Origin of the sequence: Streptomyces sp. NPDC060184, from assembly GCF_042728795.1 — a bacterium.
Taxonomy (GTDB): Bacteria; Actinomycetota; Actinomycetes; order Streptomycetales; family Streptomycetaceae; genus Streptomyces.
Genome location: NZ_JBHWYX010000047.1, coordinates 15254 through 41134, shown reverse-complemented (window position 1 = coordinate 41134; position 25881 = coordinate 15254). Strand labels below are relative to the sequence as shown.

At 73.1% G+C, this 25881-nt stretch carries 22 protein-coding genes and 1 riboswitch; of the genes, 17 read left to right on the top strand and 5 right to left on the bottom strand.

Annotation, left to right across the window (positions count from 1 at the left end; translation table 11 throughout):
• Positions 1–272: 272 nt before the first annotated feature.
• Positions 273–1079, top strand: coding sequence for a carbon-nitrogen hydrolase family protein (locus ACFWEE_RS26490; protein WP_386892758.1), 807 nt, complete (start codon positions 273–275; stop codon positions 1077–1079).
• 124 nt (positions 1080–1203) lie between these two features.
• Positions 1204–2895 carry a flavin monoamine oxidase family protein gene (locus ACFWEE_RS26485; RefSeq protein WP_386892756.1) on the top strand — a complete coding sequence of 564 codons (1692 nt, stop codon included), beginning with the start codon at positions 1204–1206 and terminating at the stop codon, positions 2893–2895.
• Between the two features lie 81 nt (positions 2896–2976).
• Here ACFWEE_RS26485 and ACFWEE_RS26480 read toward each other — a convergent pair whose 3' ends face one another.
• Entirely contained in the window at positions 2977–3705 is a 729-nt protein-coding gene (locus ACFWEE_RS26480) for a DUF5995 family protein (RefSeq protein ID WP_386892754.1), read from the bottom strand.
• A 201-nt stretch (positions 3706–3906) separates the two neighbouring features.
• On the opposite strand from ACFWEE_RS26480, the gene ACFWEE_RS26475 reads away from it, so the two are divergent.
• The 3 genes from ACFWEE_RS26475 to ACFWEE_RS26465 all read left to right on the top strand — a co-directional run bounded on the left by ACFWEE_RS26475 (position 3907) and on the right by ACFWEE_RS26465 (position 7905).
• Positions 3907–5055, top strand: coding sequence for a glycoside hydrolase family 6 protein (locus ACFWEE_RS26475; protein ID WP_386892790.1), 1149 nt, complete (start codon positions 3907–3909; stop codon positions 5053–5055).
• 242 nt (positions 5056–5297) lie between these two features.
• Entirely contained in the window at positions 5298–6668 is a 1371-nt protein-coding gene (locus ACFWEE_RS26470; RefSeq protein ID WP_386892752.1) for a uracil-xanthine permease family protein, read from the top strand.
• A gap of 100 nt (positions 6669–6768) precedes the next feature.
• Entirely contained in the window at positions 6769–7905 is a 1137-nt protein-coding gene (locus ACFWEE_RS26465; RefSeq protein WP_386892750.1) for a DNA glycosylase AlkZ-like family protein, read from the top strand.
• A 122-nt stretch (positions 7906–8027) separates the two neighbouring features.
• Here ACFWEE_RS26465 and ACFWEE_RS26460 read toward each other — a convergent pair whose 3' ends face one another.
• Positions 8028–9263, bottom strand: coding sequence for an MFS transporter (locus ACFWEE_RS26460; RefSeq protein WP_386892749.1), 1236 nt, complete (start codon positions 9261–9263; stop codon positions 8028–8030).
• Between the two features lie 137 nt (positions 9264–9400).
• Between ACFWEE_RS26460 and ACFWEE_RS26455 the strand changes: the two genes are divergently transcribed.
• The 11 genes from ACFWEE_RS26455 (at position 9401) to ACFWEE_RS26405 (ending at position 20090) form a co-directional block, all read left to right on the top strand.
• Positions 9401–10630 (top strand): ROK family protein, encoded by a 1230-nt coding sequence (locus ACFWEE_RS26455; protein ID WP_386892747.1) that lies wholly within the window; start codon positions 9401–9403, stop codon positions 10628–10630.
• Between the two features lie 331 nt (positions 10631–10961).
• Positions 10962–11092: riboswitch (FMN riboswitch) on the top strand.
• 160 nt (positions 11093–11252) lie between these two features.
• The gene (ribD, locus tag ACFWEE_RS26450) at positions 11253–12371 is read left to right on the top strand and encodes a bifunctional diaminohydroxyphosphoribosylaminopyrimidine deaminase/5-amino-6-(5-phosphoribosylamino)uracil reductase RibD (protein ID WP_386892745.1); all 1119 of its coding nucleotides are present in this window, start codon (positions 11253–11255) and stop codon (positions 12369–12371) included.
• Complete coding sequence (locus ACFWEE_RS26445) at positions 12371–13048, top strand: riboflavin synthase (RefSeq protein WP_386892743.1); 678 nt, start codon at positions 12371–12373, stop codon at positions 13046–13048. The genes ribD and ACFWEE_RS26445 overlap by 1 nt, the downstream gene beginning before the upstream one ends.
• Positions 13045–13689 (top strand): nicotinamide riboside transporter PnuC, encoded by a 645-nt coding sequence (gene pnuC, locus ACFWEE_RS26440; RefSeq protein WP_386892741.1) that lies wholly within the window; start codon positions 13045–13047, stop codon positions 13687–13689. The genes ACFWEE_RS26445 and pnuC overlap by 4 nt, the downstream gene beginning before the upstream one ends.
• The gene (locus ACFWEE_RS26435) at positions 13686–14972 is read left to right on the top strand and encodes a bifunctional 3,4-dihydroxy-2-butanone-4-phosphate synthase/GTP cyclohydrolase II (protein ID WP_386892739.1); all 1287 of its coding nucleotides are present in this window, start codon (positions 13686–13688) and stop codon (positions 14970–14972) included. Before pnuC ends, ACFWEE_RS26435 begins: the two co-directional genes overlap by 4 nt.
• A 55-nt stretch (positions 14973–15027) precedes the next feature.
• Entirely contained in the window at positions 15028–15513 is a 486-nt protein-coding gene (gene ribH / locus ACFWEE_RS26430; RefSeq protein ID WP_328722797.1) for a 6,7-dimethyl-8-ribityllumazine synthase, read from the top strand.
• Positions 15514–15547: 34 nt separating this feature from the next.
• Positions 15548–15820, top strand: coding sequence for a phosphoribosyl-ATP diphosphatase (locus tag ACFWEE_RS26425; protein WP_266702246.1), 273 nt, complete (start codon positions 15548–15550; stop codon positions 15818–15820).
• A 95-nt stretch (positions 15821–15915) separates the two neighbouring features.
• Positions 15916–16764 (top strand): ATP phosphoribosyltransferase, encoded by an 849-nt coding sequence (hisG, locus tag ACFWEE_RS26420; RefSeq protein WP_386892738.1) that lies wholly within the window; start codon positions 15916–15918, stop codon positions 16762–16764.
• A 49-nt stretch (positions 16765–16813) separates the two neighbouring features.
• Positions 16814–17275: a PH domain-containing protein gene (locus ACFWEE_RS26415; RefSeq protein WP_386892737.1), complete on the top strand. Its 462-nt coding sequence runs from the start codon at positions 16814–16816 to the stop codon at positions 17273–17275.
• A gap of 260 nt (positions 17276–17535) precedes the next feature.
• Positions 17536–18981 (top strand): hemolysin family protein, encoded by a 1446-nt coding sequence (locus ACFWEE_RS26410; RefSeq protein ID WP_386892735.1) that lies wholly within the window; start codon positions 17536–17538, stop codon positions 18979–18981.
• Positions 18978–20090 (top strand): hemolysin family protein, encoded by a 1113-nt coding sequence (locus ACFWEE_RS26405; RefSeq protein ID WP_386892733.1) that lies wholly within the window; start codon positions 18978–18980, stop codon positions 20088–20090. The genes ACFWEE_RS26410 and ACFWEE_RS26405 overlap by 4 nt, the downstream gene beginning before the upstream one ends.
• Positions 20091–20195: 105 nt before the next feature.
• On the opposite strand, the gene ACFWEE_RS26400 is transcribed toward ACFWEE_RS26405, so the two are convergent.
• Positions 20196–22103, bottom strand: a complete 1908-nt coding sequence (locus tag ACFWEE_RS26400; RefSeq protein ID WP_386892732.1) for an AAA family ATPase — start codon at positions 22101–22103, stop codon at positions 20196–20198.
• A 348-nt stretch (positions 22104–22451) separates the two neighbouring features.
• Positions 22452–23081 (bottom strand): uridine kinase, encoded by a 630-nt coding sequence (locus ACFWEE_RS26395; RefSeq protein WP_386892730.1) that lies wholly within the window; start codon positions 23079–23081, stop codon positions 22452–22454.
• 328 nt (positions 23082–23409) lie between these two features.
• Between ACFWEE_RS26395 and ACFWEE_RS26390 the strand changes: the two genes are divergently transcribed.
• A complete protein-coding gene (locus tag ACFWEE_RS26390; protein ID WP_386892728.1) occupies positions 23410–24792 on the top strand; it encodes a peptidase C39 family protein in 1383 nt (460 codons plus the stop codon).
• Positions 24793–25023: 231 nt separating this feature from the next.
• On the opposite strand, the gene ACFWEE_RS26385 is transcribed toward ACFWEE_RS26390, so the two are convergent.
• Positions 25024–25881 (bottom strand): cellulose binding domain-containing protein (locus tag ACFWEE_RS26385; RefSeq protein ID WP_386892727.1); only part of this gene is annotated, 858 nt, incomplete at its 5' end.

Below are 25881 nucleotides of genomic sequence, written 5' to 3'. Positions count from 1 at the left end.
GGCGTACGGGATCCGGCGCGGGCGTACGGGATCCGGCGCGGGCGTTCGGGATCCGGCGGACGCGCGCGGGATCCGGCGATACGCCCCACCGGCCCCCGCTGAGACCTGCGTCACCTTCCTGACCTGCGGTGACGCCGCGCGCAACGAATCGCCGCGGAAGGGCCCCCGGACGCAACGGATCGACGGTCGGTGCGCAACGCTCGCGCCTTGTCGGGGGTGTGCGCGAAACGTACCTTCGGATACGTCCCCCGCCGCCCCGCCCGAGGTCAGCCATGCCGTCGTTGCGTACCGCCCTGTTCCAGAGCTCCGGCACCCCCGGAGACGTGACGGCGAATCTCGAAGCCCTCGACGCCGCCGCCGCGCGTGCCGCCGCCGACGGGGCCGGGCTGCTGGTGACCTCCGAGCTGTACCTCACCGGCTACGCGCTCGGCGACGCCGTGCCCCGGCTGGCCGAACCCTCCGACGGCCCCGGCGCCCGGGCCGTCGCCGCCCTCGCCGCCCGGCACCGGATCGCCGTTCTCTACGGCTACCCGGAGCGCGCGGGCGAGCTGGTCCACAACGCCACCCAGCTCGTCGGCCCCGACGGAACCCCCCTCGCCCACTACCAAAAGACCCACCTCTTCGGGGAGTTCGAGCACACCTTCTTCACCCCCGGGGAGCGGGCCGTCGTCCAGGCCGAACTCGGCGGCCTCCGCGTCGGACTGCTGGTCTGCTACGACGTCGAGTTCCCGGAGAACGTGCGGGCGCACGCCCTCGCCGGCACCGACCTGCTGCTCGTGCCGACCGCACAGATGCACCCCTTCCAGTTCGTCGCGGAGTCCGTCGTACCGGTACGCGCCTTCGAGAACCAGATGTACATCGCCTACGTCAACAGGACAGGTCCGGAAGGCGAGTTCGAGTTCGTCGGGCTGAGCTGCCTGGCCGGTCCCGACGGCGCGGTACGCGCCCGGGCCGGACGCGGCGAGGAACTCGTGACCGGCGACGTGGACCCCGGCCTCCTCACCGCCTCGCGCGCCGCCAACCCGTACCTCGCCGACCGCCGCCCCGAGCTGTACGGCCCGCTCTCCGGCCCCGCGTAAGGGCCCCGCTCCCGCGCAAGGGCCCGGCCCGTCCGAGGGCCCGCCGCGTGGGGCCCCGTCCCGCGCACAGGGCCCGCCCGCCTCTTCGTCTCTCCCGCTCGCCCCCGCTAGGAGTCCGTACCCCATGACGTCCACGGTGCCCAACGCCGTCCCGCACGCCGACACCGCCCCGCCGATCACCATGTTCGGCCCGGACTTCCCGTACGCGTACGACGACTTCCTCGCCCACCCCGCGGGACTCGGCCAGATCCCCGCCACCGAGCACGGACAGGAGGTCGCGGTCGTCGGCGGCGGCCTCTCCGGCATCATCACCGCCTACGAGCTGATGAAGATGGGCCTGCGCCCCGTCGTCTACGAGGCCGACCGGATCGGCGGCCGGCTGCGCACCGTGGGCTTCGACGGCTGCGACCCGTCGCTCACCGCCGAGATGGGCGCGATGCGGTTCCCGCCCTCCTCCACCGCGCTCCAGCACTACATCGACCTGGTCGCACTGGAGACCCGGCCGTTCCCCAACCCGCTCTCCCCGACGACCCCCTCGACCGTGGTGGACCTCAAGGGCGAGTCGCACTACGCGCGCACCATCGACGACCTGCCCCAGGTCTACCGCGACGTGATGGACGCCTGGAACACCTGCCTGGAGGAGGGCGCCGACTTCTCCGACATGAACCGGGCCCTGCGCGAACGGGACGTCCCGCGCATCCGCGAGATCTGGGCCCGGCTCGTCGAACAGCTCGACAACCAGACCTTCTACGGCTTCCTGTGCGCCTCGGACGCCTTCAAGTCCTTCCGCCACCGCGAGATCTTCGGCCAGGTCGGCTTCGGCACCGGCGGCTGGGACACCGACTTCCCCAACTCCATCCTGGAGATCCTCCGGGTCGTCTACACCGAGGCGGACGACCACCACCGGGGGATCGTCGGAGGCAGCCAGCAGCTGCCGCTGCGCCTGTGGGACCGCGAACCGGCGAAGATGGTCCACTGGCCGCTCGGCACCTCGCTCTCCTCCCTGCACGGCGGCGACCCCCGGCCCGCCGTGACCCGGCTCGACCGCACCGCGGGCAACCGGGTCACGGTCACCGACGCGGACGGCGACATCCGCACCTACCGCGCCGTCGTCTTCACCGGGCAGTCCTGGCTGCTGCTCTCCAAGATCGCCTGCGACGACGAACTCTTCCCGATCGACCACTGGACGGCGATGGAGCGCACCCACTACATGGAGTCGTCCAAGCTGTTCGTCCCGGTCGACCGCCCGTTCTGGCTGGACAAGGACGAGACCACCGGCCGCGACACCCTGTCGATGACGCTGACCGACCGGATGACCCGGGGTACGTACCTGCTGGACGACGGGCCCGGCAAGCCGGCCGTCATCTGCCTCTCGTACACCTGGTGCGACGACAGCCTGAAGTGGCTGCCGCTCTCCCCGAACGAGCGCATGGACGTCATGCTGAAGTCGCTCGGCGAGATCTACCCGAACGTCGACATCCGCAAGCACGTCATCGGCAACCCGGTGACCGTCTCCTGGGAGAACGAGCCCTACTTCATGGGCGCGTTCAAGGCGAACCTGCCGGGCCACTACCGCTACCAGCGGCGGCTGTTCACCCACTTCATGCAGGACCGGCTGCCCGCCGACAAGCGGGGCATCTTCCTCGCCGGGGACGACATCTCCTGGACGGCCGGCTGGGCGGAGGGCGCCGTGCAGACCGCGCTGAACGCCGTCTGGGGCGTGATGACCCAGTTCGGCGGCTCCACCGACCCGGCCAACCCGGGCCCCGGCGACCTCTTCGACGAGATCGCCCCGGTGGAACTGCCGGAGGACTGAGCCCCGCACCCGCCTCCCGCACCCGCCTCCGCACCCGCCTCCCGCACCCGGCCGGACCGGCGGGCGGGTGCGGGGCGCGGTTCACCCGCAGGGCGTCAGCAGGAAACGGCCCACCAGGCCGACCGCCGCGTCGGTACCCCGGCGGAACTCCTCGGCGAGCGGCGGCACCGCCCGCAGCCGCCAGAGCACCTTCGCCGCCGACCAGGCGCCGTCCCGGGCCCGCTGGAGGCTCCAGGACGTCAGCAGATGGGTCAGCGGGTCGGCGACCTCCAGCAGGTCCGGTCCGGGCATCAGCTCCTCGCGGATGCGCTCCTCCAGAGTTACGAGGAGGTCGCCCACGCGCTCGAACTCATCCTCCAGGTCCGGCGGGGCGCAGCCGAGCGTACGGCAGGTGTCCACCACCGCCAGCGCGAGATCGTGGCCGATGTGCGCGTTGATGCCCGCCAGGGCGAACTGAATCGGGCGTACCCCCGGATGACGCCGGAACTGGAGGAGTGGACGCCAGCAGTCCGGTGCGAGACCGCCCCGGTCGGCGGTGCCGATCGCGGTCAGGTAGTGCTCGGCGAACCGGAGGTCCAGCACCGAGGTGGCCGCGCGGTCGGGGAAGCCGCCCGCGTCGAGCTCCCCGCCGATGGCCTCGGTCACGGCCAGGTACACCTCGTTGAAGACCCCTACGCCGTCCCCCTCGGGACAGAGCGCCCCCAGGGCGCGCATGCGTTCGATCACGTCCGCGATGCTGGTGGGTGCCGTGTCCACGGCCGGGTCCGGGCCGGGCGGGGCCGTGTCCGCGATCTGCTCCAACTGCGCCATGGCAGCAGCGTCCCAGCCGTACTCTCGACGCGGCGCCGACCGGGCCGGAGTTCATCGGATCGGACGAACCCCGGTGCCCCGGAAGGAAGGTGTGGAGTGCCGGACCGCGACCGCGAAGTCCCGCAGCCGGCAGGGAGGTTCCCCGGGTACGGCCGCGGCGCCCCGGGTACGGAACGCCGTGCCGCGCGCCGGCACGCGCTGATGAGCGCCGCCGCTGCCCTCGTCGTGGCCGCGGCGGTCGCCGCGGCCGTGCCGGCCACCGGGGCGGGCGACGGCCGCGCCACGGCCCCGCCCGGTCCGTCCGCCGTCGAGGTGCCGGTGCCCCTCCCGGGCGGCCCCACCTCCGCCCCGCCGCCCTCGCCCTCCCCGACGCGGCTGCCGCGCGGACCCGTGCCCGGCGGGGCGGGTCCGTCCCCGTCGGCTGCCCCCCGGTCACCGTCGCCGTCGGGGCCGTCGTCGGCGGCGCCCGCGTCCGGCGGTGCGGCCGGGCTGCCGGAGCTCTACCGGTACCCCGACTCCCAGCTCCTGGAGTGGATATCCGGCCACCGGGACGATCCGCTCCGCCCGGTCCTGGAGTCCCGGATCGCGAGCATGCCGACCGCCGTCTGGTTCACCTCGTACGACCCCGCCACGATCACCGGCCGGGTGGCGGCGGTGACCCGGGCCGCCTCTGCGGCGGGCCGTACCCCCGTCCTGGTGCCGTACGCCATCGCCGGGCGCGACTGCGGCGGGGCCTCCGGCGGCGGTGCGCCGGACCTCGCCTCGTACGACACCTGGATGCGCGCGTTCGCGGCGGGGCTCCGGGCCGCCCCGGTGATCGTCGTCCTGGAACCGGACGCCGTGGCGGACTCCGACTGCCTCACCGCCACCGCCCGCGCCGCCCGCTTCGCCTCACTGGCGCGGGCGGCCAGGACCCTGCACGCCGCGAACCCGCGGGCCAGGGTCTACTACGACGGCGGCCACTCCGCCTGGAACGGCGCGGCGCGGCAGGCGGCGCTGCTCCGGGAGGCGGGGGCCGCCGAGTACGGCGACGGGATCTTCACCAACGTCTCGAACTTCCGCGCCACCGCCGACGAAGCCGTCTACGCGCGACGGGTGCTGGACGCCCTCGGCGGCCCGCCCGGCACGGGCGCCGTCATCGACACCAGCCGCAACGGCAACGGTGCCCCGGCGGACGACGCCTGGTGCGACCCGCCGGGGCGGGCGCTGGGCCGTGCCCCGACCACCCGCACGGGCGAGCCCCGGATCGACGCGTACCTGTGGGTGAAGCTGCCGGGGGAGTCCGACGGCTGCTCGGCGGAGGCGGGGGAGTTCAGCCCGGAGTACGCGTACGGACTCGCGACGGGCTGAAGCCGCCCGGCGCGGGCCTTCCGAATCCCCGTCAGGAGCGAGTTCCCGCAGGTCGATCACCCGTACGCGAGGATGAACGTTTTGGCCACTCGGCTTGATTTCAGCTAGAAAGGGTCTTTTCCGTCATGGTTCCGCGGGGTGCGTTCGTGCTGCCCCGACCGGGAGCTCCGGCGGGCGAGGGCTGTGCGGCGAGGCCCGCGCCGGTGCCTTTCCGGGGGTGTGACACGAGCTGAGGGGTGATCATGGCGGGCTTCGGCTGGAAGCTGCACGGTGACGGGAAGCATCTGCTCCCGGGGGAGGTCGTCAAACCCGACGAGCGGCTGACCTGGGGCCGGACCGTCGGACTCGGAGCCCAGCACGTGGTCTCCATGATCGGCGCGTGCTTCGTCGCGCCGGTCCTGATGGGCCTGGACGCCAACCTCGCCGTCATGGCGTCCGGTGTCGCCACCATCCTGTTCCTGCTCGTCACGCGGGGCCGTATCCCCAGCTACCTGGGGAGCAGCCTGTCGTTCGTCGGCGTCGCCGCGGTGATCGCGACGCAGGGCGGCGACGCCTCGACCCTCACCGGCGCGCTGCTGGTCGTCGGAGCCGTGCTCTTCCTCTGCGGGGCGGTGGTGCGCGCCCTCGGCGCGCGGGTCATCCACATGGTGCTGCCGCCGGTGGTCACCGGCGCGGTCGTCATGCTCATCGGCTTCAACCTCGCCCCGGTGACGGCCGGCACCTACTGGCCGCAGGACCAGTGGTCCGCGCTGGCCACCATGGCCTTCACCGGGTTCGCCCTGGTCGTCCTGCGCGGCTTCTGGTCCCGCATCGCGATCTTCCTCGGGCTGGCCTTCGGCTACCTCCTCTCCTGGGTGCTCGACCGGATCTTCGGCCGCATCCACTCCCCGGCGGGCGGCACCGAGGCCGTGGACCACTGGCGCCTCGACCTGTCCGGGGTCGGCCACGCGAGCTGGATCGGCCTGCCGGACTTCCACGCCCCGAGTTTCTCCGGATCGGCGATCCTCGTCGCCCTTCCCGTGGTCATCGCCCTCATCGCGGAGAACGCGGGACACGTCAAGGCCGTCGGCGAGATGACCGGCGACCCGCTGGACGACCAGCTCGGCACGGCGATCATGGCGGACGGCGCGGCCACCATGGTCGCGACCTCCGTGGGCGGTCCCGCGACCACGACGTACGCGGAGAACATCGGGGTGATGGCCGCCACCCGCGTCTACTCGACCGCCGCCTACTGGTGCGCCGCCGGGTTCGCGATCCTCTTCGGGCTCTGCCCCAAGTTCGGCGCCTTCGTCGCGGCGATCCCCGGCGGGGTCCTCGGCGGCATCACCGTCATCCTCTACGGCATGATCGGCCTGCTGGGCGCCCAGATCTGGGTCCGCTCCGGCGTCGACCTCGCCAACCCGCTGCACCTCGTGCCGGTGGCGGCCGGTGTCATCATCGGGATCGGCGACGTCAGCCTGACCTTCACCGACAACTTCGCGCTGAGCGGCATCGCGCTGGGTACCCTGGTCGTGGTCCTCGGCTACCACGCCCTGCGCGTCCTGGCGCCCGCCCACATGACCGGCGAACCGCCCCTGCGGGAGCCGGAGAACCCGGGGTACGACCGGGGCTGAGCCCCGGGTGGTCCGCCCCCGCACCGGCCTGATCCGGCCCGGCCCGGCCCGAGCGCGGCGGCCGGACCGCGGTGGCCGCACGACGAAGGGTGGACGGATCATGGCGCGCACGGACCGGCCGACGGCGGCGGGAGGGTCCGCGCCCCCGGCCGGCATGGACCGGGCACAGGTCCTCGCCCTCCGCTTCGGGGCCCACGGGCTGGACCGCTCCTCCGACACACCCGGTCCCGGCCCGCTCGGGGTGCTCGGGGTGCAGGACACCCCGGCCGGATCCGCGCGGCTCGCGCTCGCCGCGCGCGGGGTTTCGCCCGAAGGGCTGGAGCGGGTCTGGACGTTCCGGGGCGCCCCGCACCTGCACCGGCCGGACGCCCTTCCCGCGCTCGCCGAGGCGCTCTGGCCGCAGGACGACGCCGACGCGCAGGCCCGTATCCGTACGACGGTCATCAAGGAGGGCGCGAAGCTCGGGCTGCGTGCCTTCCGGACCACCGCCGAGGCGTTCCGGTCCGTGGTGACCGTGCCGAAGCCCAAAGGGGTGGTCAGCGAGGAGGTGAGCGCGCTGGTGGACCCCTCGCTCACCTTCGACTGCGCCACCTGCGGGGCGCGGCACATCTCCGGCCTCCTCTTCCAGCAGGCCGGGCTCTTCGGGGCGGTCCGGGTCACCTCCGGGGGCGGTACGACGCTCTCGCCGCTGGAGCCGGGGTTCGCGCTGCCGGAGGCCGCGCGCGGCACGGACGCCCTGGTCCGCGCCTACCTGCGGCTGCACGGTCCGGCCGGCCCCGCCGACGTGGCGAAGTACCTCGGCGTACGCACCCCGGTCGTCCGCGCGGTGTGGCCCGAAGACCTGGTGGAGGTGGAGGTGACCGACGCGGGTGGCGCGGCGCGTACGGCGTGGTCGGCCGCCTCGGAGCCCGGGGCGGCAGGAGCGCCGGACGTCCGGGGGACGGTACGGCTGCTGCCGCCGGGCGACCCGTTCCTCCAGGGCCGCGACCGGGAACTCCTCGTCCCCGACGCCGCCCGGCGCAAGGAGATCTGGCGGGCCATGGGCAATCCGGGCGTGCTGCTGGTGGGCGCCGAGCCCGCCGGTACCTGGCGGGCCAAGGCGGCCGGACGCGCGGTCGGGATCACCGTCACGCCGTTCGCCCCGCTCGCCGCCCCGGTCCGCCGGGCCCTGGAGGAAGAGGCCGCGGCGGTGGCCGCCGCGCGGGGCGCCGACGAGGCCCGGCTGCACTTCGCCTGACGTACGCCCGAAGGCGCTGACGTACGCCCCGAAGGCCCTGACGCAGGCCCCGCGGCTCCGGCGTAAGCCCGAAGGCCCTGACCGTACGCCCGACGGCCCGGACAGACGTACGCCCCGAGGGCTCAACCCTCGGACGGGGCCTTCGCCACCGCGCCGGACGGCGCGGGCACCCCGCCGGCGGCCTTGCGGTCGGCGCCCCGCAGGACCCCGGCCCCGAGCACCAGCCCGAAGGCGAGCACCGTCACCAGGCCGAAGGAGGTGACCAGCGAGGTCGCCTCCGCCAGCGAACCGATCGCGGACGGTGCGACCAGCCCCGAGGTGTAGGTGATGGTGGCGACGCCCGCGATGGCCTGGCTCGGGTTCGGGCCGCTGCGCCCGGCCGCCGCGAAGGCCAGCGGGACGACGATCGCCACCCCGAGGCCGATCAGCCCGAAGCCGCACAGGACACCCACCGCGCCGCCGGGGGAGGAGACCACCAGGGCCCCGCCCACCGTGGCGAGCACTCCGCCGGCCCGTACCGAACGGACCGCTCCGAACCGGTCCACGAGTCTGTCGCCGACGAGGCGCGCCACCGTCATCGTCAGCGCGAACGCCGTGGTGGAGGCCGCCGCGAGCCCTGCCGACGTGTCGATGACGTCCCGCAGGTAGACGGCCGACCAGTCCATGCTGGCACCCTCCGCGAAGACGGCGCAGAAGCCGATCGCACCGATCACCACCGCCGACCGGGGCGGCAGGGTGAAGCGCGGCGGCGGCTCCTCGTCCGGCTCGCTGCGCAGGTCCAGTACGCCCTGGACGGCGACGAGGCCCAGTACGGTCAGGGTCAGCGCGGCCAGGGCGTGGTGGAGGCGGGCGTCGGTGCCGAGGTGGGCGGCGACCGTGCCCGCCGCCGAGCCGATCAGCGCGCCGGCGCTCCACATGCCGTGCAGGCCGGACATGATCGACCGGCCGAGGCGGTTCTCCACCTCCACGCCCAGCGTGTTCATGGCCACGTCGGACATGCCGGCCGCGGCGCCGTAGACGAAGAGGGCCGCGCAGAGCGTCACCAGGTTGGGGGCGAGGGCGGGCAGGACCAGGCCCAGCGTCCACAGGGCGAGCAGTCCGCGCAGGGCGTTGCGGACGCCGAACCGGTGGCTGATCCGGCCGGCCAGCGGCATCGCCAGCGAGGCGCCGATCGCCGGGAAGGCCAGGGCGAGGCCCAGCTGTCCGGCGCTGGCTCCGGCGTGGTCCTGGATCCAGGGGACCCGGGTGGCGAAGTTGCCGGTGACCGCGCCGTGCACGGTGAACACCGCGGCGATCGCGTATCTGGCGCGTCTCACCTGCGCGGTGCCGAAGGCTGTGGTGGTCGAGTCCGATGACATCGCGAGGTTCCCTCCCCATTGGCGTCCGCAGAGCGGGCGGTGTTCCTTTCCCAGGACCGACGCGTAAACTATCAGGAACCTTGCCTGATAAAAAGGCCGCGTCCGTGTGCGCGGAGGTCATCTGGAAGGATTCCGGCATGCCCGCCTCACCGAGCACCGCCCGGGCCATCAACGACCGGCTCGCCCTGCGTCTCCTCCAGCAGGACGGCCCCTTGACGGCCACCCAGCTCAAGTCGTCGACCGGGCTCTCCCGCCCGACCGTCGCCGACCTGGTCGAACGGCTGCAGGAAGCCGGTCTCATCGAGGTCGTCGGCGAAGCCGGCGCCGAACGCCGGGGCCCGAACGCCCGGTTGTACGGGATCGTCGCCGACCGCGCCCACCTCGCTGCGCTCGACGTCCGCACCGGCAGCGTCTCCGTGATCGTCGCCGACCTCCTCGGCAGGACCCTCGCCGAGGCCAGCGTGCCCATCGGCAGCGACACCGGCACCGGGCCCGCCGTCGAACGGGCGGTCGCCCTGCTGGAACGCACCGCCCGGGAGGCGGGCGAGTCCCCCCTGCACAGCGTCGGCGTCGGGGCCCCCGGGCTGATCGACCCTGCCACCGGCGAACTCCGCGTCACCATCGGACTGCCCGCCTGGCACCGGGAGTTGGTGACCTCCCTCCAGAAGCGGCTGCCCGCCAGGGTCCTCGTGGAGAACGAGACCAACCTCGCCGCCGTCGCCGAGCACCGCGTCGGGGCCGCGCGCGACCGGCCGACCTTCGCCCTCTTCTGGCTCGGCCACGCCGTCGGTGCCGCCCTCATGCTCGACGGCACCCTGCGCCGGGGCGCCTCCGGCGGTGCCGGGGAGATCGGCTTCATGCCCGTCCCCGGCGCGGTCGGCACCCTCTCGGCCGCCACCTGCGAGGGCGGGTTCCACTCGCTCGTGGGCTCGGAGGCCATCTGCGCCCTCGCCGCCTCCCACGGCATGGAGCCCGCGCGGACCCCCCACCACGAGGAGGGTGCGGAACCCCGGTGCGCCGCGTCCGGCCCCGAGCAGGGGTACGCCGCCGCCGCGTACGTCCAGGACGCGCTCGCCGGAGCGGCGGGCGGCGAGGCGTTCCTCGGCGCCCTCGCCCACCGGATCGCCCTCGGCGCCGCCTCCGTGGTCTCGGTCCTCGACCCCGGCTGCCTGGTGCTCGCCGGCGAGGTGGGCCACGCCGGGGGAAGCGGACTCGCGGCCCTCGTCGAGCAGCGGCTGACCCTGATGTCACCGCTGCGCACCGAGGTCCGGGCGGGCGAGCTGGGCGGCACGGCGATCCTGCGCGGCGCGCTCTTCACCGCCAGGGAAGCGGCCCAGGACGCGCTCTTCGCCCCGGCGGGCTCCTGACCCGTACCGGGGATCTAGGGCGTGTGTCGAAAGTGGCGCCGTCCGCCCGGAGGGCGGGTTCGGCGGCGTCCGGTGCGTGCGATCGCAAGGCGGAGGGTCGCCCCGATACTGGATGTATCGGGGTGATCCCGACAACGCGGCGAGCGTGCGTGCCGGGCGTCGCCGGACAGGCGGGACTTTCGACACACGCCCTAGTGCGTGTGGGCGTCCGGGCCTCCTCCCGCGCGGGTGTCCGCCGCGTCCCTCACGGAGCGTGTGCTGTGAGCCACCGCACAGCTACCCCCCCTGCTGGCCGGACGCAAGTCGTGGCAGACTGTTGGGGTACCAGCAGCAGCGCACTCCGGGGTCGGTGTAATTCCGAACCGGCGGTTATAGTCCGCGACCCGTCCGCATCCAGCGGCCGGTTGACCAGGTGAGATTCCTGGACCGACGGTGAAAGTCCGGATGGGAGGCAGTGCGCGGCGGTCCGTCATCGGGTACGCCGCCGTGGGCGGACGCGTGTTCCGGAGCAATCCGGCCGACGCGTCCTGTTTTCGCGGTCCAGGCCACCCCGTCGCGTGCCGCTCCATCTGTCGTCATCGACAGGCCCCGGAGTCCGTGCCCGAAGAGGCAGGAGGACCCGGTGGCAACCGCAGCCGACATCACCGCCATGCGCCGAGCGATCGAGCTCGCCGCCCGCGGCCTCGGCTCCACCAGCCCCAACCCGGTCGTCGGATGCGTGATCACCGATGCCGCCGGAGCGCCGGCCGGTGAAGGCTTCCACCAGCGCGCGGGCGGACCGCACGCCGAGATCCACGCCCTGCGCGAGGCCGGGACACGCGCCCGCGGCGGCACCGCCTACGTCACCCTCGAACCCTGCAACCACACCGGCCGCACCGGCCCCTGCGCGCAGGCGCTCATCGAGGCCGGCGTCGCCCGCGTCGTCCACGCCGTCGGCGACCCGAACCCGCAGGCCACCGGAGGTGCCGACACCCTGCGCGCCGCCGGGATCGAGGTCGGGAGCGGGCTCCTCGCCGCCGAGGCCGAGGCCGGCAACACCGCCTGGCTCACCTCGGTGCGCCGCGGACGCCCGTACGTCCTCTGGAAGTACGCCGCCACCCTCGACGGCCGGATCGCCGCCGCCGACGGCACCAGCCGCTGGATCACCTCGCCGGAGTCCCGCGCCGACGTGCACCGGCTGCGCGCCGAGGCCGACGCCGTGATCGTCGGCTCCGGCACCGCCCGCACCGACGACCCGCAGCTCGGCGCCCGGGGCGTCGAGGGCGCCACCCAGCCGCTGCGCGTCGTCGTGGACACCACGGCCACCGCCGTACGGCCCGGCGCCCGGGTCCTCGACGCCACCGCGCCGACCCTGGTCGCGGTCGCCGAGGACGCCGACGCCCGCCACCTGCCCGAGGAGAGCGTGCTCCGTCTGCCGCGCGCCGCCACCGGCACCGGACTGGACGTCACCGCCCTCCTCGCCGCCCTCCACGAGCGGTCCGTCCGCTCCGTACTCCTCGAAGGCGGCCCCACCCTGGCGGGCGCCTTCGTCGCCGCCGGGGCCGTCGACCGGGTCGTCGGCTACCTCGCTCCGGTCCTCCTCGGCGCGGGCCCCGCCGCCCTGGCCGACGCCGGAATCTCCACCATCGCCCGGGCGTTGCGGCTCGATGTGACCGAGACCGTACGCGTCGGCCCCGATCTCCGTATCACCGCCGTCCCCGCCACCGTCGCCGCGGACTCCACCGCTCGGAAGGGAAACTAGTGTTCACCGGAATTGTCGAAGAACTGGGTGAGGTCACCGCCGTCGAGGAACTCGCCGACGCCTCCCGCTTCCGGCTGCGCGGCCCCGTCGTCACCGAGGGCGCCAAGCACGGCGATTCGATCGCCGTCAACGGTGTCTGCCTGACGGTGGTCGAGACCGGCGAGCACGAGTTCACCGCCGACGTCATGGCCGAGACGCTGAAGCGTTCCAGCCTCGGCGCGCTCACCGCCGGCTCCCGGGTCAACCTGGAGCGCCCCATGGCGCTCGGCGGGCGGCTCGGCGGCCACATCGTGCAGGGGCACGTGGACGGCACCGGCCGCATCCTCGCCCGCACCCCCTCGGAGAACTGGGAGATCGTCAAGGTCTCGCTGCCCGCCGAACTGACCCGGTACGTGGTCGAGAAGGGTTCGATCACCGTCGACGGAGTGAGCCTCACCGTCGTCGACGCCGGCCCCGACCACTTCACCATCAGCCTCATCCCCACCACCCTCGCGCTGACCACGCTCGGCCTCAAGCAGCCCGGCGACCCGGTCAACCTGGAGGTGGACGTCATCGCGAAGTACGTCGAGCGCCTGCTCGGCGACCGTTCCACCGGTCAGATCGCCACCGACGTCCGCGAGCAGAGCGCCACCGACTCCGGCAACCGGAGCGGCACCGACGAGGAGACCGCGAAGTGAACGCCGCCGACTGGCTCAACTCCGAGGCGTTCACCGTCCTCGACCAGCACATCAAGTGGTCGGACATGATCGGCAACACGATCGGTCTGATAGCCCTGGCCCTCGGCTGGAAGCGGTCCGTGCTGACCTGGCCCGCCCAGCTCCTGTCCGGCGCGATCCTGCTCTTCGCCTTCGCCTCCGCCCACCTCTCCGGCAGCGCGGGCAAGCAGCTCGTCGTCATCGTCGTCTCGCTGCTCGGCTGGTACTCCTGGACCCGCGGCAAGCAGCGGGCGCAGGACGGCTCCATCGCCGTACGGTTCGCCACCTGGCGCGAGCGCGGCGTGCTGCTCGCGGGCGCGGTCGTCGGCACCCTCGCCGTCGGCGGCCTGTTCACCGCCTTCCCCGAACTGTCCTGGGACCCGTGGCCCGACGCGTACGTCTTCGTCGGCACCATCGTCGCGATGTACGCCCAGGCGCGCGGCATGGTCGAGTTCTGGTTCGCCTGGCTGCTGGTCGACCTGGTCGGCGTCCCGCTGAACTTCGCCAACGGCTTCGCCTTCTCCGGCTTCGTCTACGTCATCTACGGCGCCCTGGTCCTGTGGGGCATGCGCGACTGGTGGCTGCGTACCCGCACCTCCGGTCTGGAAGGAGCAACGGCATGACGGCCCAGCCCACCACCCCCGCGCACCACGACCGCGAACTCGCCCTCGACCCCGTCGAACAGGCGATCCGTGACATCGCCGCCGGGCGCCCCGTGGTGGTCGTCGACGACGAGGACCGCGAGAACGAGGGCGACCTCGTCGTCGCCGCCGAGAAGGCCACGCCCGAAGTCATCGCGTTCATGATGAGCGAGTGCCGCGGCCTGATCTGTGCCCCCATGGAAGCGGACGAGCTCGACCGGCTCGAACTCCCGCAGATGGTCCAGCACAACACCGAGTCGATGAAGACCGCCTTCACCGTCTCGGTGGACGCCTCCGCCGCGTACGGAGTCACCACCGGCATCTCCGCCGCCGACCGTGCCACCACCCTGCGGATGCTCGCGGGCGGCACGGCCGGCCCCGGCGACTTCGTCCGGCCCGGACACGTCTTCCCGCTGCGCGCCCGCGACGGCGGCGTGCTCGTCCGCAACGGCCACACCGAGGCCGCCGTCGACCTCGCCCGGCTCGCCGGACTGCGCCCCGCCGGCGCGATCGTCGAGATCGCGGGCGAGGACGGCGTCATGCTCCGGCTCCCCGAACTCGTGCCCTTCGCCCGCAAGCACGGCCTCACGATCATCTCCATCGAGGACCTGATCGCCTACCGCCGCAGCGCCGAACCCACCGTCCGGCGCGAGGCCGAGGTACGGCTGCCGACCGCCTTCGGCGACTTCACCGGCTACGGCTACCGTTCCGTCACCGACGGCGTCGAACACGTCGCCCTGGTGCACGGGGACATCGGCGACGGCGACGACGTCCTCGTCCGCATCCACTCCGAATGCCTGACCGGCGACATCTTCCAGTCCCAGCGCTGCGACTGCGGCCCCCAGTTGCGGGCCTCCATGGAGCGGATCACCGGCGAGGGCCGGGGCGTCGTCGTCTACCTCCGGGGCCACGAGGGCCGGGGCATCGGTCTCCTCTCCAAGCTGCGCGCGTACGAACTCCAGGAGCGCGGCTCCGACACCCTCGACGCCAACCTGGAACTCGGCCTGCCCGCCGACGCCCGCGACTACGCGGCGGGCGCCCGGATCCTCCAGGACCTCGGGGTGCGCAGCCTCCGGCTGATGACCAACAACCCCGACAAGACCGCCGCCGTGGTCGGCCACGGCCTCGTCGTCAACGGCCGCGAGCCCATGCCCGTACAGGCCGGCGAGCACAACCTGCGCTATCTGCGCACCAAGCGGGACCGGATGGGGCACGACCTGCCGTGGCTCGACGGCGTGCCCGCCTCCACCTGCGGCAACCAGTAGACCGCCCCACCCCCCCAAAAAAAACCCGAAGAACCCGAAGAACGTAGGAGAGAACATGAGCGGCAAGGGCGCACCCGAACTGTCCGTGAGCAACTGCGAGGACCTCCGCGTGGCGGTCGTCGCAGCCCAGTGGCACGAGAAGGTCATGGACGGGCTCGTCGACGGCGCCCTGCGCGCGCTCGGCGAACTCGGCATCCAGGAGCCCACCCTGCTGCGCGTCCCGGGCAGCTTCGAACTGCCGGTCGTCGCCAAGGTCCTGGCCGGACGCGGCTACGACGCGGTCGTCGCCCTCGGCGTGATCATCCGCGGCGGCACCCCGCACTTCGAGTACGTCTCCCAGGGCGTCACCGCCGGACTCACCCAGGTCACCGTCGACACCGGCGTCCCCGTCGGATTCGGCGTCCTCACCTGTGACACCGAGGAACAGGCGCTGGACCGGGCCGGTCTGGAAGGCTCGTCCGAGGACAAGGGGCACGAAGCGGTCACCGCCGCCGTCGCCACCGCCACCACGCTGCGCACCGTCAGCGAACCCTGGCGCTGAGGGCGGGCGGCGACCCCGTATTCTAGGGACCATCATGGCCAATAAAACCTTCGAAGAACTCTTCGCCGAGCTGACGCTCAAGGCCGCGGACGGCGACCCCTCCACCTCGCGCACCGCCGAACTGGTGGGCAAGGGGGTCCATGCCATCGGCAAGAAGGTCGTCGAGGAGGCCGCCGAGGTCTGGATGGCCGCCGAGTACGAGGGCAAGGAAGCAGCCGCCGAGGAGATCTCGCAGCTGCTCTACCACGTCCAGGTGATGATGGTCGCGCGCGGGATCTCCCTCGACGACGTCTACGCCCACCTCTGAGCAACGCCTCTCCACCGCACGCCCCGCACCGCCAGAACTCCCGCACGCCCGCAGAACCGTCCGCACACTCCTTCGTACAAAGGAAACCCGAGCTCATGCTGCGCATCGCCGTTCCCAACAAGGGTTCACTCTCCGGGCCTGCGATGGCGATGCTCCATGAGGCCGGGTACCAGCAGCGCAAGGAGTCGAAGGAACTCGTCCTCGTCGACCCCGTCAACGAGGTCGAGTTCTTCTACCTGCGGCCCCGGGACATCGCGATCTACGTGAGCTCCGGCCGCCTCGACATCGGCATCACCGGCCGCGACCTGCTGCTCGACTCCGGGGCCGACGCCGAGGAGATCCTCCAGCTCGGGTTCGCCCGCTCGACCTTCCGGTACGCCACCAAGCCCGGCACCGCCGAGGGCCCGCAGGACTTCGACGGCATGACGATCGCCACCTCCTACGAGGGCATCGTCGCCAAGCACCTCGCGGACAACGGCGTCAAGGCCTCCGTCGTCCACCTCGACGGCGCGGTCGAGACCGCCATCGAGCTCGGCGTGGCCCAGGTCATCGCCGACGTGGTCGAGACCGGCACCAGCCTGCGCAACGCCGGGCTCGAAGTGATCGGCGAGCCGATCATGAAGTCCGAGGCCGTCGTCATCCGCCGCACCGGCGCCGCCACCGACGAGCCCAAGGTCCAGCAGTTCCTCCGCCGCCTCCAGGGCGTCCTGGTCGCCCGGACGTACGTGATGATGGACTACGACTGCCGCGTCGAGCACCTGGAGCGCGCGGTCGCCCTCACCCCGGGCCTGGAGTCGCCGACCGTCTCGCCGCTGCACCACGAGGGCTGGGTCGCCGTCCGCTCCATGGTCGCCGCCCGCGAAGCACAGCGGATCATGGACGACCTGTACGAGCTCGGCGCGCGCGCCATCCTCACCACGGCGATCCACGCCTGCCGGCTCTGACCGGAGCCCGGCCCCCGCACCCAGCACACCGAGCAGAGGACAGAACCTGATGTCCGCCCCCACCCCCCGGACCGGGCAGCCGGCCCTCCCGGTGACGTTCCGGCCGGGCCTCACCCGGCTGGTCCTGCTCACCATCGCGCTGGCGCTCTTCGTCGTCATCACCGCCGTGGCGCTGATGCTGGAGAGCCTCGGTCCGGGGGACCGGGTGACCTTCATCGTCTTCGCGGCCCTCTTCTCCGGGGTCCTCGTCCTGCTCGCCCGGCCCAAGATCGTCGCCGACGAGGACGGGCTGACCGTCGTCAACCTCACCCGGACCCGGCGGCTCGCCTGGGCGCAGATCCTCCAGGTCAACCTCAGGGCCGGCGACCCCTGGCTCTTCCTCGGCCTCAGCGACGGCACCAGCCTGCCCGCCCTCGGCATCCAGCCCGGTCTCTCCAAGCAGCGGGCCGTACGGGACGCCGGGGAGCTCCGCCGGCTCGTCGCGGCGCACGGCAGCGGCGTCGAGGCCTGAACCCGCCCGCCGGGCCGGCGGGAATTCCGGCCCGCGCGCACCGGCGGGCACGGGGGCGCCCGGCCGATGGCCGTGAGCCCCTGCCCGGACACACCGATTCTTGACTACTCTGGGGTCCGGCGGCGCCGAGTGGCGCCCCGCCCCGCCCAGACGGTCCGCAGACCGGCGGGGCTTTTCCTGCGACCCGAGGAGTGACTCCTTCCAGCAATGGACGGATCGTCCGGTAGTACCTGCGCCGCCCCTTCCCCGGAGGCGGCGGCATGACCACCCCCCTGCTGCTGCTCATCGCGGCATTCCTTCTCATCCTGGCCAACGGCTTCTTCGTGGCGGCCGAGTTCGGCCTCGTCACCGTCGAGAAACCCGAGGCGGAACGCGCGGCCGAAGAAGGCGACCGGCGCGCGCGCACCGTCGTCGACGCGCTGCGCGAACTCTCCTTCCAGCTCTCCGGCACCCAGCTCGGCATCACCATCACCTCGCTGGTCGTCGGCATGCTCGCCGAACCGGCGCTCGCCCAGCTCTTCACCGGACCGCTCACCGCCACCGGCCTGCCAGCCAAGGCCGTCCCCACCATCAGCGTGGTGACCGGCATGCTGCTCGCCTCCGCGGTGCAGATGGTCATCGGTGAACTGGTGCCCAAGAACTGGGCCGTCTCCAAGCCCCTCCAGGTCGCCCGGTTCGTCGCCGGTCCCCAGCACCGCTTCGCCACCGCGCTCCGCCCGGTGATCACGGCGCTGAACACGCTCGCCAACCGGCTCGTCCGGCTGCTGGGCGTCGAGCCCGCCGACGAACTGGCCTCCGCCCGCACTCCGGGCGAGCTGGTCTCGCTGGCCCGGCACTCCGCGGAGGCCGGCACCCTGGAACAGGACACCGCCGACCTCTTCGTACGGACCCTGTCGCTCGGCGGTCTCACCGCCCAGCACGTCATGACCCCCCGGGTCCGGGTCAGTGCCCTCCAGTCCACCGCCACCGCGGCGGACGTCCTCAACCTGACCCGCGCCACCGGTCTCTCCCGCTTCCCGGTCTACCGGGAGCGCATCGACGAGGTCGTCGGCATGGTCCACCTCAAGGACGCCCTCGCGGTGCCGGCCGTCGAACGGCTGCGTACCCCGGCCGGCCGGATCGCCGTCCCGCCGCTGCTGGTCCCCGAGTCCCTGCCCGTCGAGCAACTGCTCCAGCGGCTCCGCAACGAGCAGCCGATAGCCGTCGTCGTCGACGAGTACGGCGGCACCGCGGGTGTCGTCACACTGGAGGACATCATCGAGGAACTCGTCGGCGAGGTCCGCGACGAGCACGACGCCGAAGGCGCCGACCGGCCCGAGCTGGTCTCCGTCACCGGCGAGGACGGCCGCCCCGCCTGGGACGCGGACGGCAGCTGCCGAGTCCTCAGCCTCCGCCGGATAGGCCTCGACGTACCCGACGGACCGTACGAGACCGTCGCCGGACTCGTCGCCGACCTTCTCGGGCGCATCCCCGCCCCCGGCGACCGCACCGGACTGCCCGGTTGGCGGATCTCCGTCCGCCAGGTGGGCCACTACCGGGCCGAGCAGGTCCGCTTCGTCCGCACCGCGGACGTGCCCGGACATCCGGACGGACATCCGGACGGACAGCCGGACGGACAGCCGGGCGGCACGGACCTCACGGAAGTCCCCCTGGACGGCGACCGCCTCGCGGCCCCCGCCCGGACCTTGCAGGAGGCCACCCGATGAGCCTGGTCCAGCTGTTCTTCGCCGGACTCCTCGTCCTCGCGAACGGCTTCTTCGTCGGCGCCGAGTTCGCGCTCGTCTCGGTCCGCCGCAGCCAGGTCGAACCGCTCGCCGCGAGCGGATCGGCCCGCGCCCGCAAGGTGCTGTACGGCCTGGAGAACCTCCCGCAGATGATGGCCGCCGCACAGTTCGGCATCACCGTCTGCTCGCTCACCCTGGGCGCCGTCGCCGAACCGACCGTCGCCCACCTCCTGGAACCCGTCTTCCACGCGGTACACGTGCCCGACGGGCTCGTCCACCCGCTCGGGTACGTCCTCGCCCTCGTCTTCGTCGTCGTCCTCCACCTCGTCATCGGCGAGATGGTCCCGAAGAACCTGGCGATGGCCGCCCCCGAGAAGACGGCCCTCTGGCTCAGCCCCGCCCTGGTGGGCTTCGCCCGGCTCTGCCGCCCGGTCACCGCGGCGCTCGGCGCCTGCGCCCGGCTCGTGCTGAAGCTCTTCCGGGTCGAGCCCAAGGACGAGGTGGAAGCCGTCTTCACCAGCGAGCAGCTGAACCGGCTGGTGGAGGACTCCGGTCAGGCCGGGCTCCTGGAGCCCGAGGCGCAGGAACGCCTGGAGGACGCCCTGGAGCTGGGCAGCAGGCCCGTCACGGACGTGCTCCTGGAGAACGGTTCGCTGGTGACGGTCGACCCGTCCGTCACCCCGCGCCGGGTCGAGGAGCTGACCGTACGGACCGGCTTCTCGCGCTTCCCGGTCCGCGCGGAGCGCGGCGGCCCGTTCATGGGCTACCTGCACGTCAAGGACGTCCTCGACCTGGAGGACGGCGAGCGCGCCGTGCCCCAGCACGTCTGGCGCCCGATGGCGACCGTACGGGCCGAACTCCCGCTGGACGACGCCCTGACCGTGATGCGCCGGGCCGCGACCCACCTGGCCCAGGTCGCCGACGCCCAGGGCCGGGTCCTCGGACTCGTAGCCCTGGAGGACGTGCTGGAGATGCTGGTCGGTGAGGTCCGCGACCCCGCCCACCGCGTCTCGGTACCGCGCCGGACGGTCGACGTGCCCCCGGAGCACCGGGCGCCCGAGCCGAAGGCGGCCATGGCCGACATCGGCTGAGGCGTCCGAGGGCCCTCCCGCGTGCGGGCCCGTCCGGCGAGTGCCGGGCGGGCCCGCCGTCACGTACCGGGCGTCGCCGGACAGGCGGGACGGCCGGCCCACGGTCTACGCGCCGGGTGCCTCCGTCTGGCCCCGGCCCACCGGGCCGCGGCCGGACAGCACCTCCCCGTACGCCTGCATCAGGTCCGGCAGCCGCAGCGTCGCCAGGTCGGCGCGGCCGGGCACCGTGGCGTAACCCGAGAGCCGCAGGTCGCGGTAGGCGCAGCTCTTCTCGTACAGGGTGCGCAGGAAGCGGCCGTTGCCCAGCTCGTCGATCCAGCCCTGCTCGACCACGTGGCCGCTGATGCTGCGCAGCTCGTCCAGGGCCTCCTCGTCCCAGAGGTCGCCGTTGGCGGCGGCCAGCACCCCGCCGATCGCCGTGAGTTCGAGCGGGCGGTAGCTCGGGAAGTCGACCCGGCTGGTGAACCGCGAGGAGAGCCCCGGGTTGGTGGCCAGCAGCCGGTCCATGCCCTCCGGGTAGCCGGCGAGGATGACCACCAGATGGTCCCGGTTGTCCTCGGCCCGCTTCAGCAGGACCTGGAGCGCCTCGTCGCCGTACGCGTCACCCTTGCTGTAACCGGAGTTGGCGAGGCTGTACGCCTCGTCCACGAAGAGCACCCCGCCCAGCGCCGAATCGATGAGTTCATTGGCCTTGACCGCGGTCTGGCCGAGGAACTCGCCCACCAGGTCGGAACGTTGGGCCTCCACCAGGTGGTCGCCGCCGAGGAGGCCCAGCGCGTAGAAGACCCGGCCCAGGATGCGGGCGACCGTCGTCTTCCCCGTGCCCGAGGGGCCGGAGAAGACGAAGTGCCGCTTGGGCGGCTGGACCGGAAGCCCCTGCTCGGCCCGGAGCCGCGCCATGTTCAGCTGCGCCGAGAGCGCCTTGACCTGACGTTTGACCGGATCGAGCCCGACCATCCGCTCCAGCTCGGCGAGCGCGTCGGCCAGCAGCGCGGGGTCGCTCGGCCCGGTGGGCAGCACCGGACGCCCCGCACGGCCGGACCCGGACCGCTTGGCCCGCGCACCCTCCGGGGCGGTCGTGGCCACCGGGGCCACGGGGCCGAGCGGATCGCCGCCCAGCCACGGATCGCGGCCGTCCACCAGGTCCGTACCGAGCAGCGCGTCGCCGTCCGGCTGGGACTCGGAGCCCAGCTCGTCCGCGCCGTAACCGCTCAGGGCGGCCGGGGCGAGCGGGGCCGAATCGTCGAACCCGTCGTGATCGGTGATGGCGGCCAGCCGGGCCGAGGTGTCCATGAACGAGGGATCGACCCGGTGCACCGCCCGGTAGAGGGGGAGCGCGGCGGCGCTGCGCCCCGTCCCCTCGTGCGCCCGCGCCAGCCAGTACCGGAGCTCCTTGCGCTGCGGCTGCTCGCTGCGACAGCGCATCAGCGCCGCGGAGAGCAGCGGCTCCGCCTGCCCGTACATCTCCAGCCGGACCCGGGCCATCCCGCCGAAGAGCCGCGCCTCGATCCCGAGCAACGGGTCGTCGACCAGCCGCTCGGTGTAGCGGACCAACTGCTCCCAGTCCTTGGCGAGGTAGGCCCGGCACGCGTGGAGGAAGCGCACCTGCGCGTCGGTGTCCACGGGCGGCAGACCGGCCAACGCCCGGTCCAGCTCCGGCACATGGCGGCCGTCCAGCCAGTGCGAGGCGTGCGCCAGCAGCAGGTCGCGCGGTGACTCCAGCACCGGCTGCACCCACCAGCCCAGCCAGTACCAGGAGTTGAGCGTGCGTTTGTGCCGGGTGCGCTGCTCGCCGAAGCGGTCGCGGTGCCGGTACATGCTCAGCAGGGCGGTGGTGGTGTCGATGCGCAGCGCGTGGAGGCCCAGCCAGGCGTCCGCCATGCCGGGATCGAGTCCCACCGCGGTCCGGAATTCCTCCTCGGCATGCGGGTAGGCGCCCACCGTGTAGGCGTCCACGCCCCGCAGCCAGGCCAGTTCGGCAGGGGCGTGCGCGCCCTGCGTGCCGATGTCCATCAGGTCCCCCACACGACTGTGCCCCAGGATGTCCCGCCCGCACAGCATGCCCACGGAAGCGTTCCGAATCACCGTTTCGCGGGCGGGAATTGACCGAGCCGTCGAGCATCGTACCCAGCCCGGAAAAACCACCGGAACGGTGTCGCCCGTGACGGAGGGTGAAGGAAAGGGCCTCTGTGGTGCGCGCGGGGAGGGGGTGCGGGCAGAACGAAGCCCCCGATCACGGGGGAACAACCGGGGGCTTCGCGTCCTGGATGGGCTCCGAAAAGCCGCACATTGAGAACGTAAGACCTCTAAGCCCCGCCGGTCAAGCCGAGTTGGAACATGCGCCTGGCGATTTCCGGAGGCTCAACCGGATGACCTGCCGCCTTCACCCTCCGTAGCATTCCGACCCTCGATCGCAGTCGCCCGAGGCCCCGTCAGCCACTCGTAACCGTCGGACAACTGGCGTACCAGCGAATCCGCGTACGGCCGCGAGGGGTCGGCGGCGAAATGTTCGTCCTCCGCGGCCGTCCAGCCGTCCCAGAACGCGTCGAGCGCGGGGCCGTCCCGCCGCCGGCCCCGCGCCCAGGACGCCTCGCGGTCCAGCTCCATCCACCACAGCTTGGCCAACCGGGGCCGCAGGAACCGGCGTCCGGCCCCCACCCCCTCGATCAGCACCACCGGTGCGGGGTCCAGCGTCCGCTCGGGCCCGAAGCGGCGGGCGGTCCAGTCGTACGGGGCATAGCGGGCCCGCTCCCCGCGCGACAGCGGCAGCAGCACCTGCTCGTGCAGCCGGCCGGTCCAGGCGAACAGCTCCTCGTGGGTGGCCAGATCGTCCAGCCGGAGCAACGGGGCTCCCCCCAGGGCGGCGGCGAGGCGGGTCGCCAGGGTGCTCTTCCCCGAGCCCGCGTGACCGTCGATCGCGACGAGCCGCACCGGGCCCAGCGAGGGGGAGAGGGACAGGAGGCCGCGGGCGCGTCCGGCCAGGTCGTTCATGGCTCCAGGGTACGGGCCGTGCCGGGGGCCGGGCTCCGGCGTACCCGGTCCGCCGCAGGTCACGCGGGTGGCGGCGGCCGGGGGCGGGGCGGTGCCGACCACCGGAGGGCGCCGGGGCGTGCCAGTGGACCAGTCCAATGTTGCTCCGTCCGCGCGGGGTGAATCGCTGGCCCGGCGGGCCCGTGACCCGCGATAGTTGGCGCACTGATCGACGTCGCACCCGCACGTCGTACACGCCCGCACTCCGCACCTGCCGCGCCCCGCACCCGCCGTACACGCGCCCCGCATCCGCTGTACACCTCGTCCGCCAACGACCCGGGAGCCCCCCATGACCGGACCGCACAACCGCAGGAACGTTCTCGCCGCCCTCGCGGCCGTCGCCGCCGCCTCCACGGTGGCGGCCTCCGCCGGACCCGCCTCTGCCGCCGCACGTTCGACCTCCCGTCCCGCTCCCCTCCGCTCCAAGGCCCCGGACACCGCCGTGGACAACCACTTCTGGGCGACGTACACGGACTGGCGCTCCGGCTCCGCCGCCGGAACCCGCGCCGTCGCCGGCCGCAGGCCCGGCCTGGTGATCGGCACCTCCGCCGGGACCGTCGACCACACCGACCCGCACACCGGGACGACCGCCGCATGGGAGTACGCCACCTGGACCTCCCCGTCCCACCGCAGCGCCGTACCGGCCACCGAGGTGATCGCCTCCTGGAACGCCGACACCCCCGCCGGTACCTGGATCCAGATCGAACTGCTCGGCCGCTACTCGGACGGCACGGACACCCCCTGGTACGTGATGGGCCGCTGGGCCGCCGGGGACGAGGACATCCGCCGCACCTCGGTGGACGACCAGACGGACGGGAAGAGCTCCATCTGGACCGACACCTTCTCCGTCGACGACGCGGCGAGCGGCATGCGCCTGACGCACTACCGGCTCCGCCTCACCCTCCACCGCAGGCCCGGCACCAGCCTCACCCCGACGGTCTGGCGCGTCGGCGCGATGGCCTCGGACGTCCCGGACCGCTTCACCGTCCCGGCGAGCACCCCCGGCACCGGCCGCGGCCACGAACTCGCCGTGCCGCGCTACTCGCAGAACCTCCACGCCGGGCAGTACCCGGAGTACGACAACGGGGGCGAGGCCTGGTGCAGCCCCACCTCCTCGCAGATGATCATCGAGTACTGGGGCCGCAAGCCCACCGCCGAGCAGCTCGCCTGGGTCAAGCCGGGCCTCCCCGACCCCCAGGTCTGCCACGCGGCGCGCTACACCTTCGACTACCAGTACGACGGCTGCGGCAACTGGCCCTTCAACGCCGCCTACGCCGCCACCTACCCGGAGATGTCCTCCGCCGTCACCCGCCTCGGCTCCCTCACCGACGTGGAGACGCTGGTCCGGGCCGGCATCCCCGTCATCACCTCGCAGTCCTTCCTCAAGGAGGAGCTGACGGGCGCCGGTTACGGCACGTCCGGCCACCTGATGACGGTGATCGGCTTCACCGAGGACGGCGACGTCATCGCCAACGACCCCGCCTCGAAGGACGACGACGCGGTGCGCCGGATCTACGCGCGCAGCGAGTGGGAGCAGATCTGGCTGCGGACGAAGCGCTACGACGCGAGCGGCAACGTGCGCAGCGGCACCGGCGGGGTCTGCTACCTCTACTGGCCGACCGCACCGACCGCGGCGCAGCGCCGGGTCCTGGGAGCGCTCGGGCTGGTGTGAGCGGCGGACGGCCCGCGACCGCCCCGGCGGCGGCTTCCGCGCCGTTCCGGGCGAGCCGGCCGCGCGGGTCCGCCACCGTCCCGACCGCTCACCCGACGCACTTGGCGCGCCTCGCCCGCCGCCGGAACGCGACACCGCCCCCCGCCGGAGTCCGGCGGGGGGCGGTGTCTCAGGGGGACCCGGCCCGGCCCGTCACCGCGTCAGTTCGGCGGCGGGCCCTGGGCGGCAGGGTCAGGGAGCGGTGCCCCAGGAGAGGGCGCCGCCCACGTAGGCGCCGATCTTCGACGCGTCCGCGAAGGAGGTGTTGGTGCCGCGGCTGTAGTCGTCCGCCTCGCTGAAGTTGGACCAGTCGCTCTTGTTGATCCGCACCTGGATCTCACCGGTGGAGGCGCCGGCGGCCAGGGTGCCGCTGCCGAAGCCGACCTCCAGGTAGTGGCTGGCGCCGGTCGCCGAACCGCCACCCGTCACACCGAGGGTCACGGTTCCGCAGCCGACCACCGCGTAGTCGCACGCGGTGCCGAAGGTGGAGGCGCCCCCGTCCGGGGTGAACCAGTAGCGCAGCTTCACGGTGGAGAGGTTCACCGCGCTGCTGCCGGTGTTGACCAGCTGGAGGGACATCCGGATCTGGTTGTCGGTGGCGGAGGAGTCGGTGCTCTTGTACTGGACCTTCACCGTGCCCGTACCGGTGCCGCCGCCGCTGGTCGCGGAGGTGGTGACCGAGAGGGCGCTGGAGGCGGACGAGACGTTGCCGGCGGCGTCCTTGGCCTTGACCGTGTAGCTGTAGGCGGTCGAGGCGGTCAGGCCGGTGTCGGTGTACGAGGTGGTGGTGGAGGAGCCCACCTTCACCCCGTCCCGGAACACGTCGTACCCGGTCACGGCGGTGTTGTCGGTGGACGCGGTCCAGGAGAGCGAGACGCTGCTGCTGGTCTTCGCCGACGACGTCAGGCCGGTCGGAGCGGTCGGCGCCGTGGTGTCGGTGGTGCCGCCGCTGGACGCGGAGGTGGTGACCGAGAGGGCGCTGGAGGCGGACGAGACGTTGCCGGCGGCGTCCTTGGCCTTGACCGTGTAGCTGTAGGCGGTCGAGGCGGT

Coding starts and splice junctions, on each gene's coding strand:
- ACFWEE_RS26475 (WP_386892790.1), top strand. CDS start 3,907: ATGAGCGCCGCCGCTGCCCTCGTCGTGGCCGCGGCGGTCGCCGCGGCC.
- ACFWEE_RS26395 (WP_386892730.1), bottom strand. CDS start 23,081: ATGAACGACCTGGCCGGACGCGCCCGCGGCCTCCTGTCCCTCTCCCCC.
- ACFWEE_RS26470 (WP_386892752.1), top strand. CDS start 5,298: ATGGCGGGCTTCGGCTGGAAGCTGCACGGTGACGGGAAGCATCTGCTC.
- ACFWEE_RS26485 (WP_386892756.1), top strand. CDS start 1,204: ATGACGTCCACGGTGCCCAACGCCGTCCCGCACGCCGACACCGCCCCG.
- ACFWEE_RS26465 (WP_386892750.1), top strand. CDS start 6,769: ATGGCGCGCACGGACCGGCCGACGGCGGCGGGAGGGTCCGCGCCCCCG.
- ACFWEE_RS26390 (WP_386892728.1), top strand. CDS start 23,410: ATGACCGGACCGCACAACCGCAGGAACGTTCTCGCCGCCCTCGCGGCC.
- ACFWEE_RS26410 (WP_386892735.1), top strand. CDS start 17,536: ATGACCACCCCCCTGCTGCTGCTCATCGCGGCATTCCTTCTCATCCTG.
- ACFWEE_RS26425 (WP_266702246.1), top strand. CDS start 15,548: ATGGCCAATAAAACCTTCGAAGAACTCTTCGCCGAGCTGACGCTCAAG.
- hisG (WP_386892738.1), top strand. CDS start 15,916: ATGCTGCGCATCGCCGTTCCCAACAAGGGTTCACTCTCCGGGCCTGCG.
- ACFWEE_RS26460 (WP_386892749.1), bottom strand. CDS start 9,263: ATGTCATCGGACTCGACCACCACAGCCTTCGGCACCGCGCAGGTGAGA.
- ACFWEE_RS26415 (WP_386892737.1), top strand. CDS start 16,814: ATGTCCGCCCCCACCCCCCGGACCGGGCAGCCGGCCCTCCCGGTGACG.
- ACFWEE_RS26405 (WP_386892733.1), top strand. CDS start 18,978: ATGAGCCTGGTCCAGCTGTTCTTCGCCGGACTCCTCGTCCTCGCGAAC.
- ACFWEE_RS26490 (WP_386892758.1), top strand. CDS start 273: ATGCCGTCGTTGCGTACCGCCCTGTTCCAGAGCTCCGGCACCCCCGGA.
- ACFWEE_RS26455 (WP_386892747.1), top strand. CDS start 9,401: ATGCCCGCCTCACCGAGCACCGCCCGGGCCATCAACGACCGGCTCGCC.
- ribH (WP_328722797.1), top strand. CDS start 15,028: ATGAGCGGCAAGGGCGCACCCGAACTGTCCGTGAGCAACTGCGAGGAC.
- ACFWEE_RS26480 (WP_386892754.1), bottom strand. CDS start 3,705: ATGGCGCAGTTGGAGCAGATCGCGGACACGGCCCCGCCCGGCCCGGAC.
- ACFWEE_RS26400 (WP_386892732.1), bottom strand. CDS start 22,103: ATGGACATCGGCACGCAGGGCGCGCACGCCCCTGCCGAACTGGCCTGG.
- ACFWEE_RS26435 (WP_386892739.1), top strand. CDS start 13,686: ATGACGGCCCAGCCCACCACCCCCGCGCACCACGACCGCGAACTCGCC.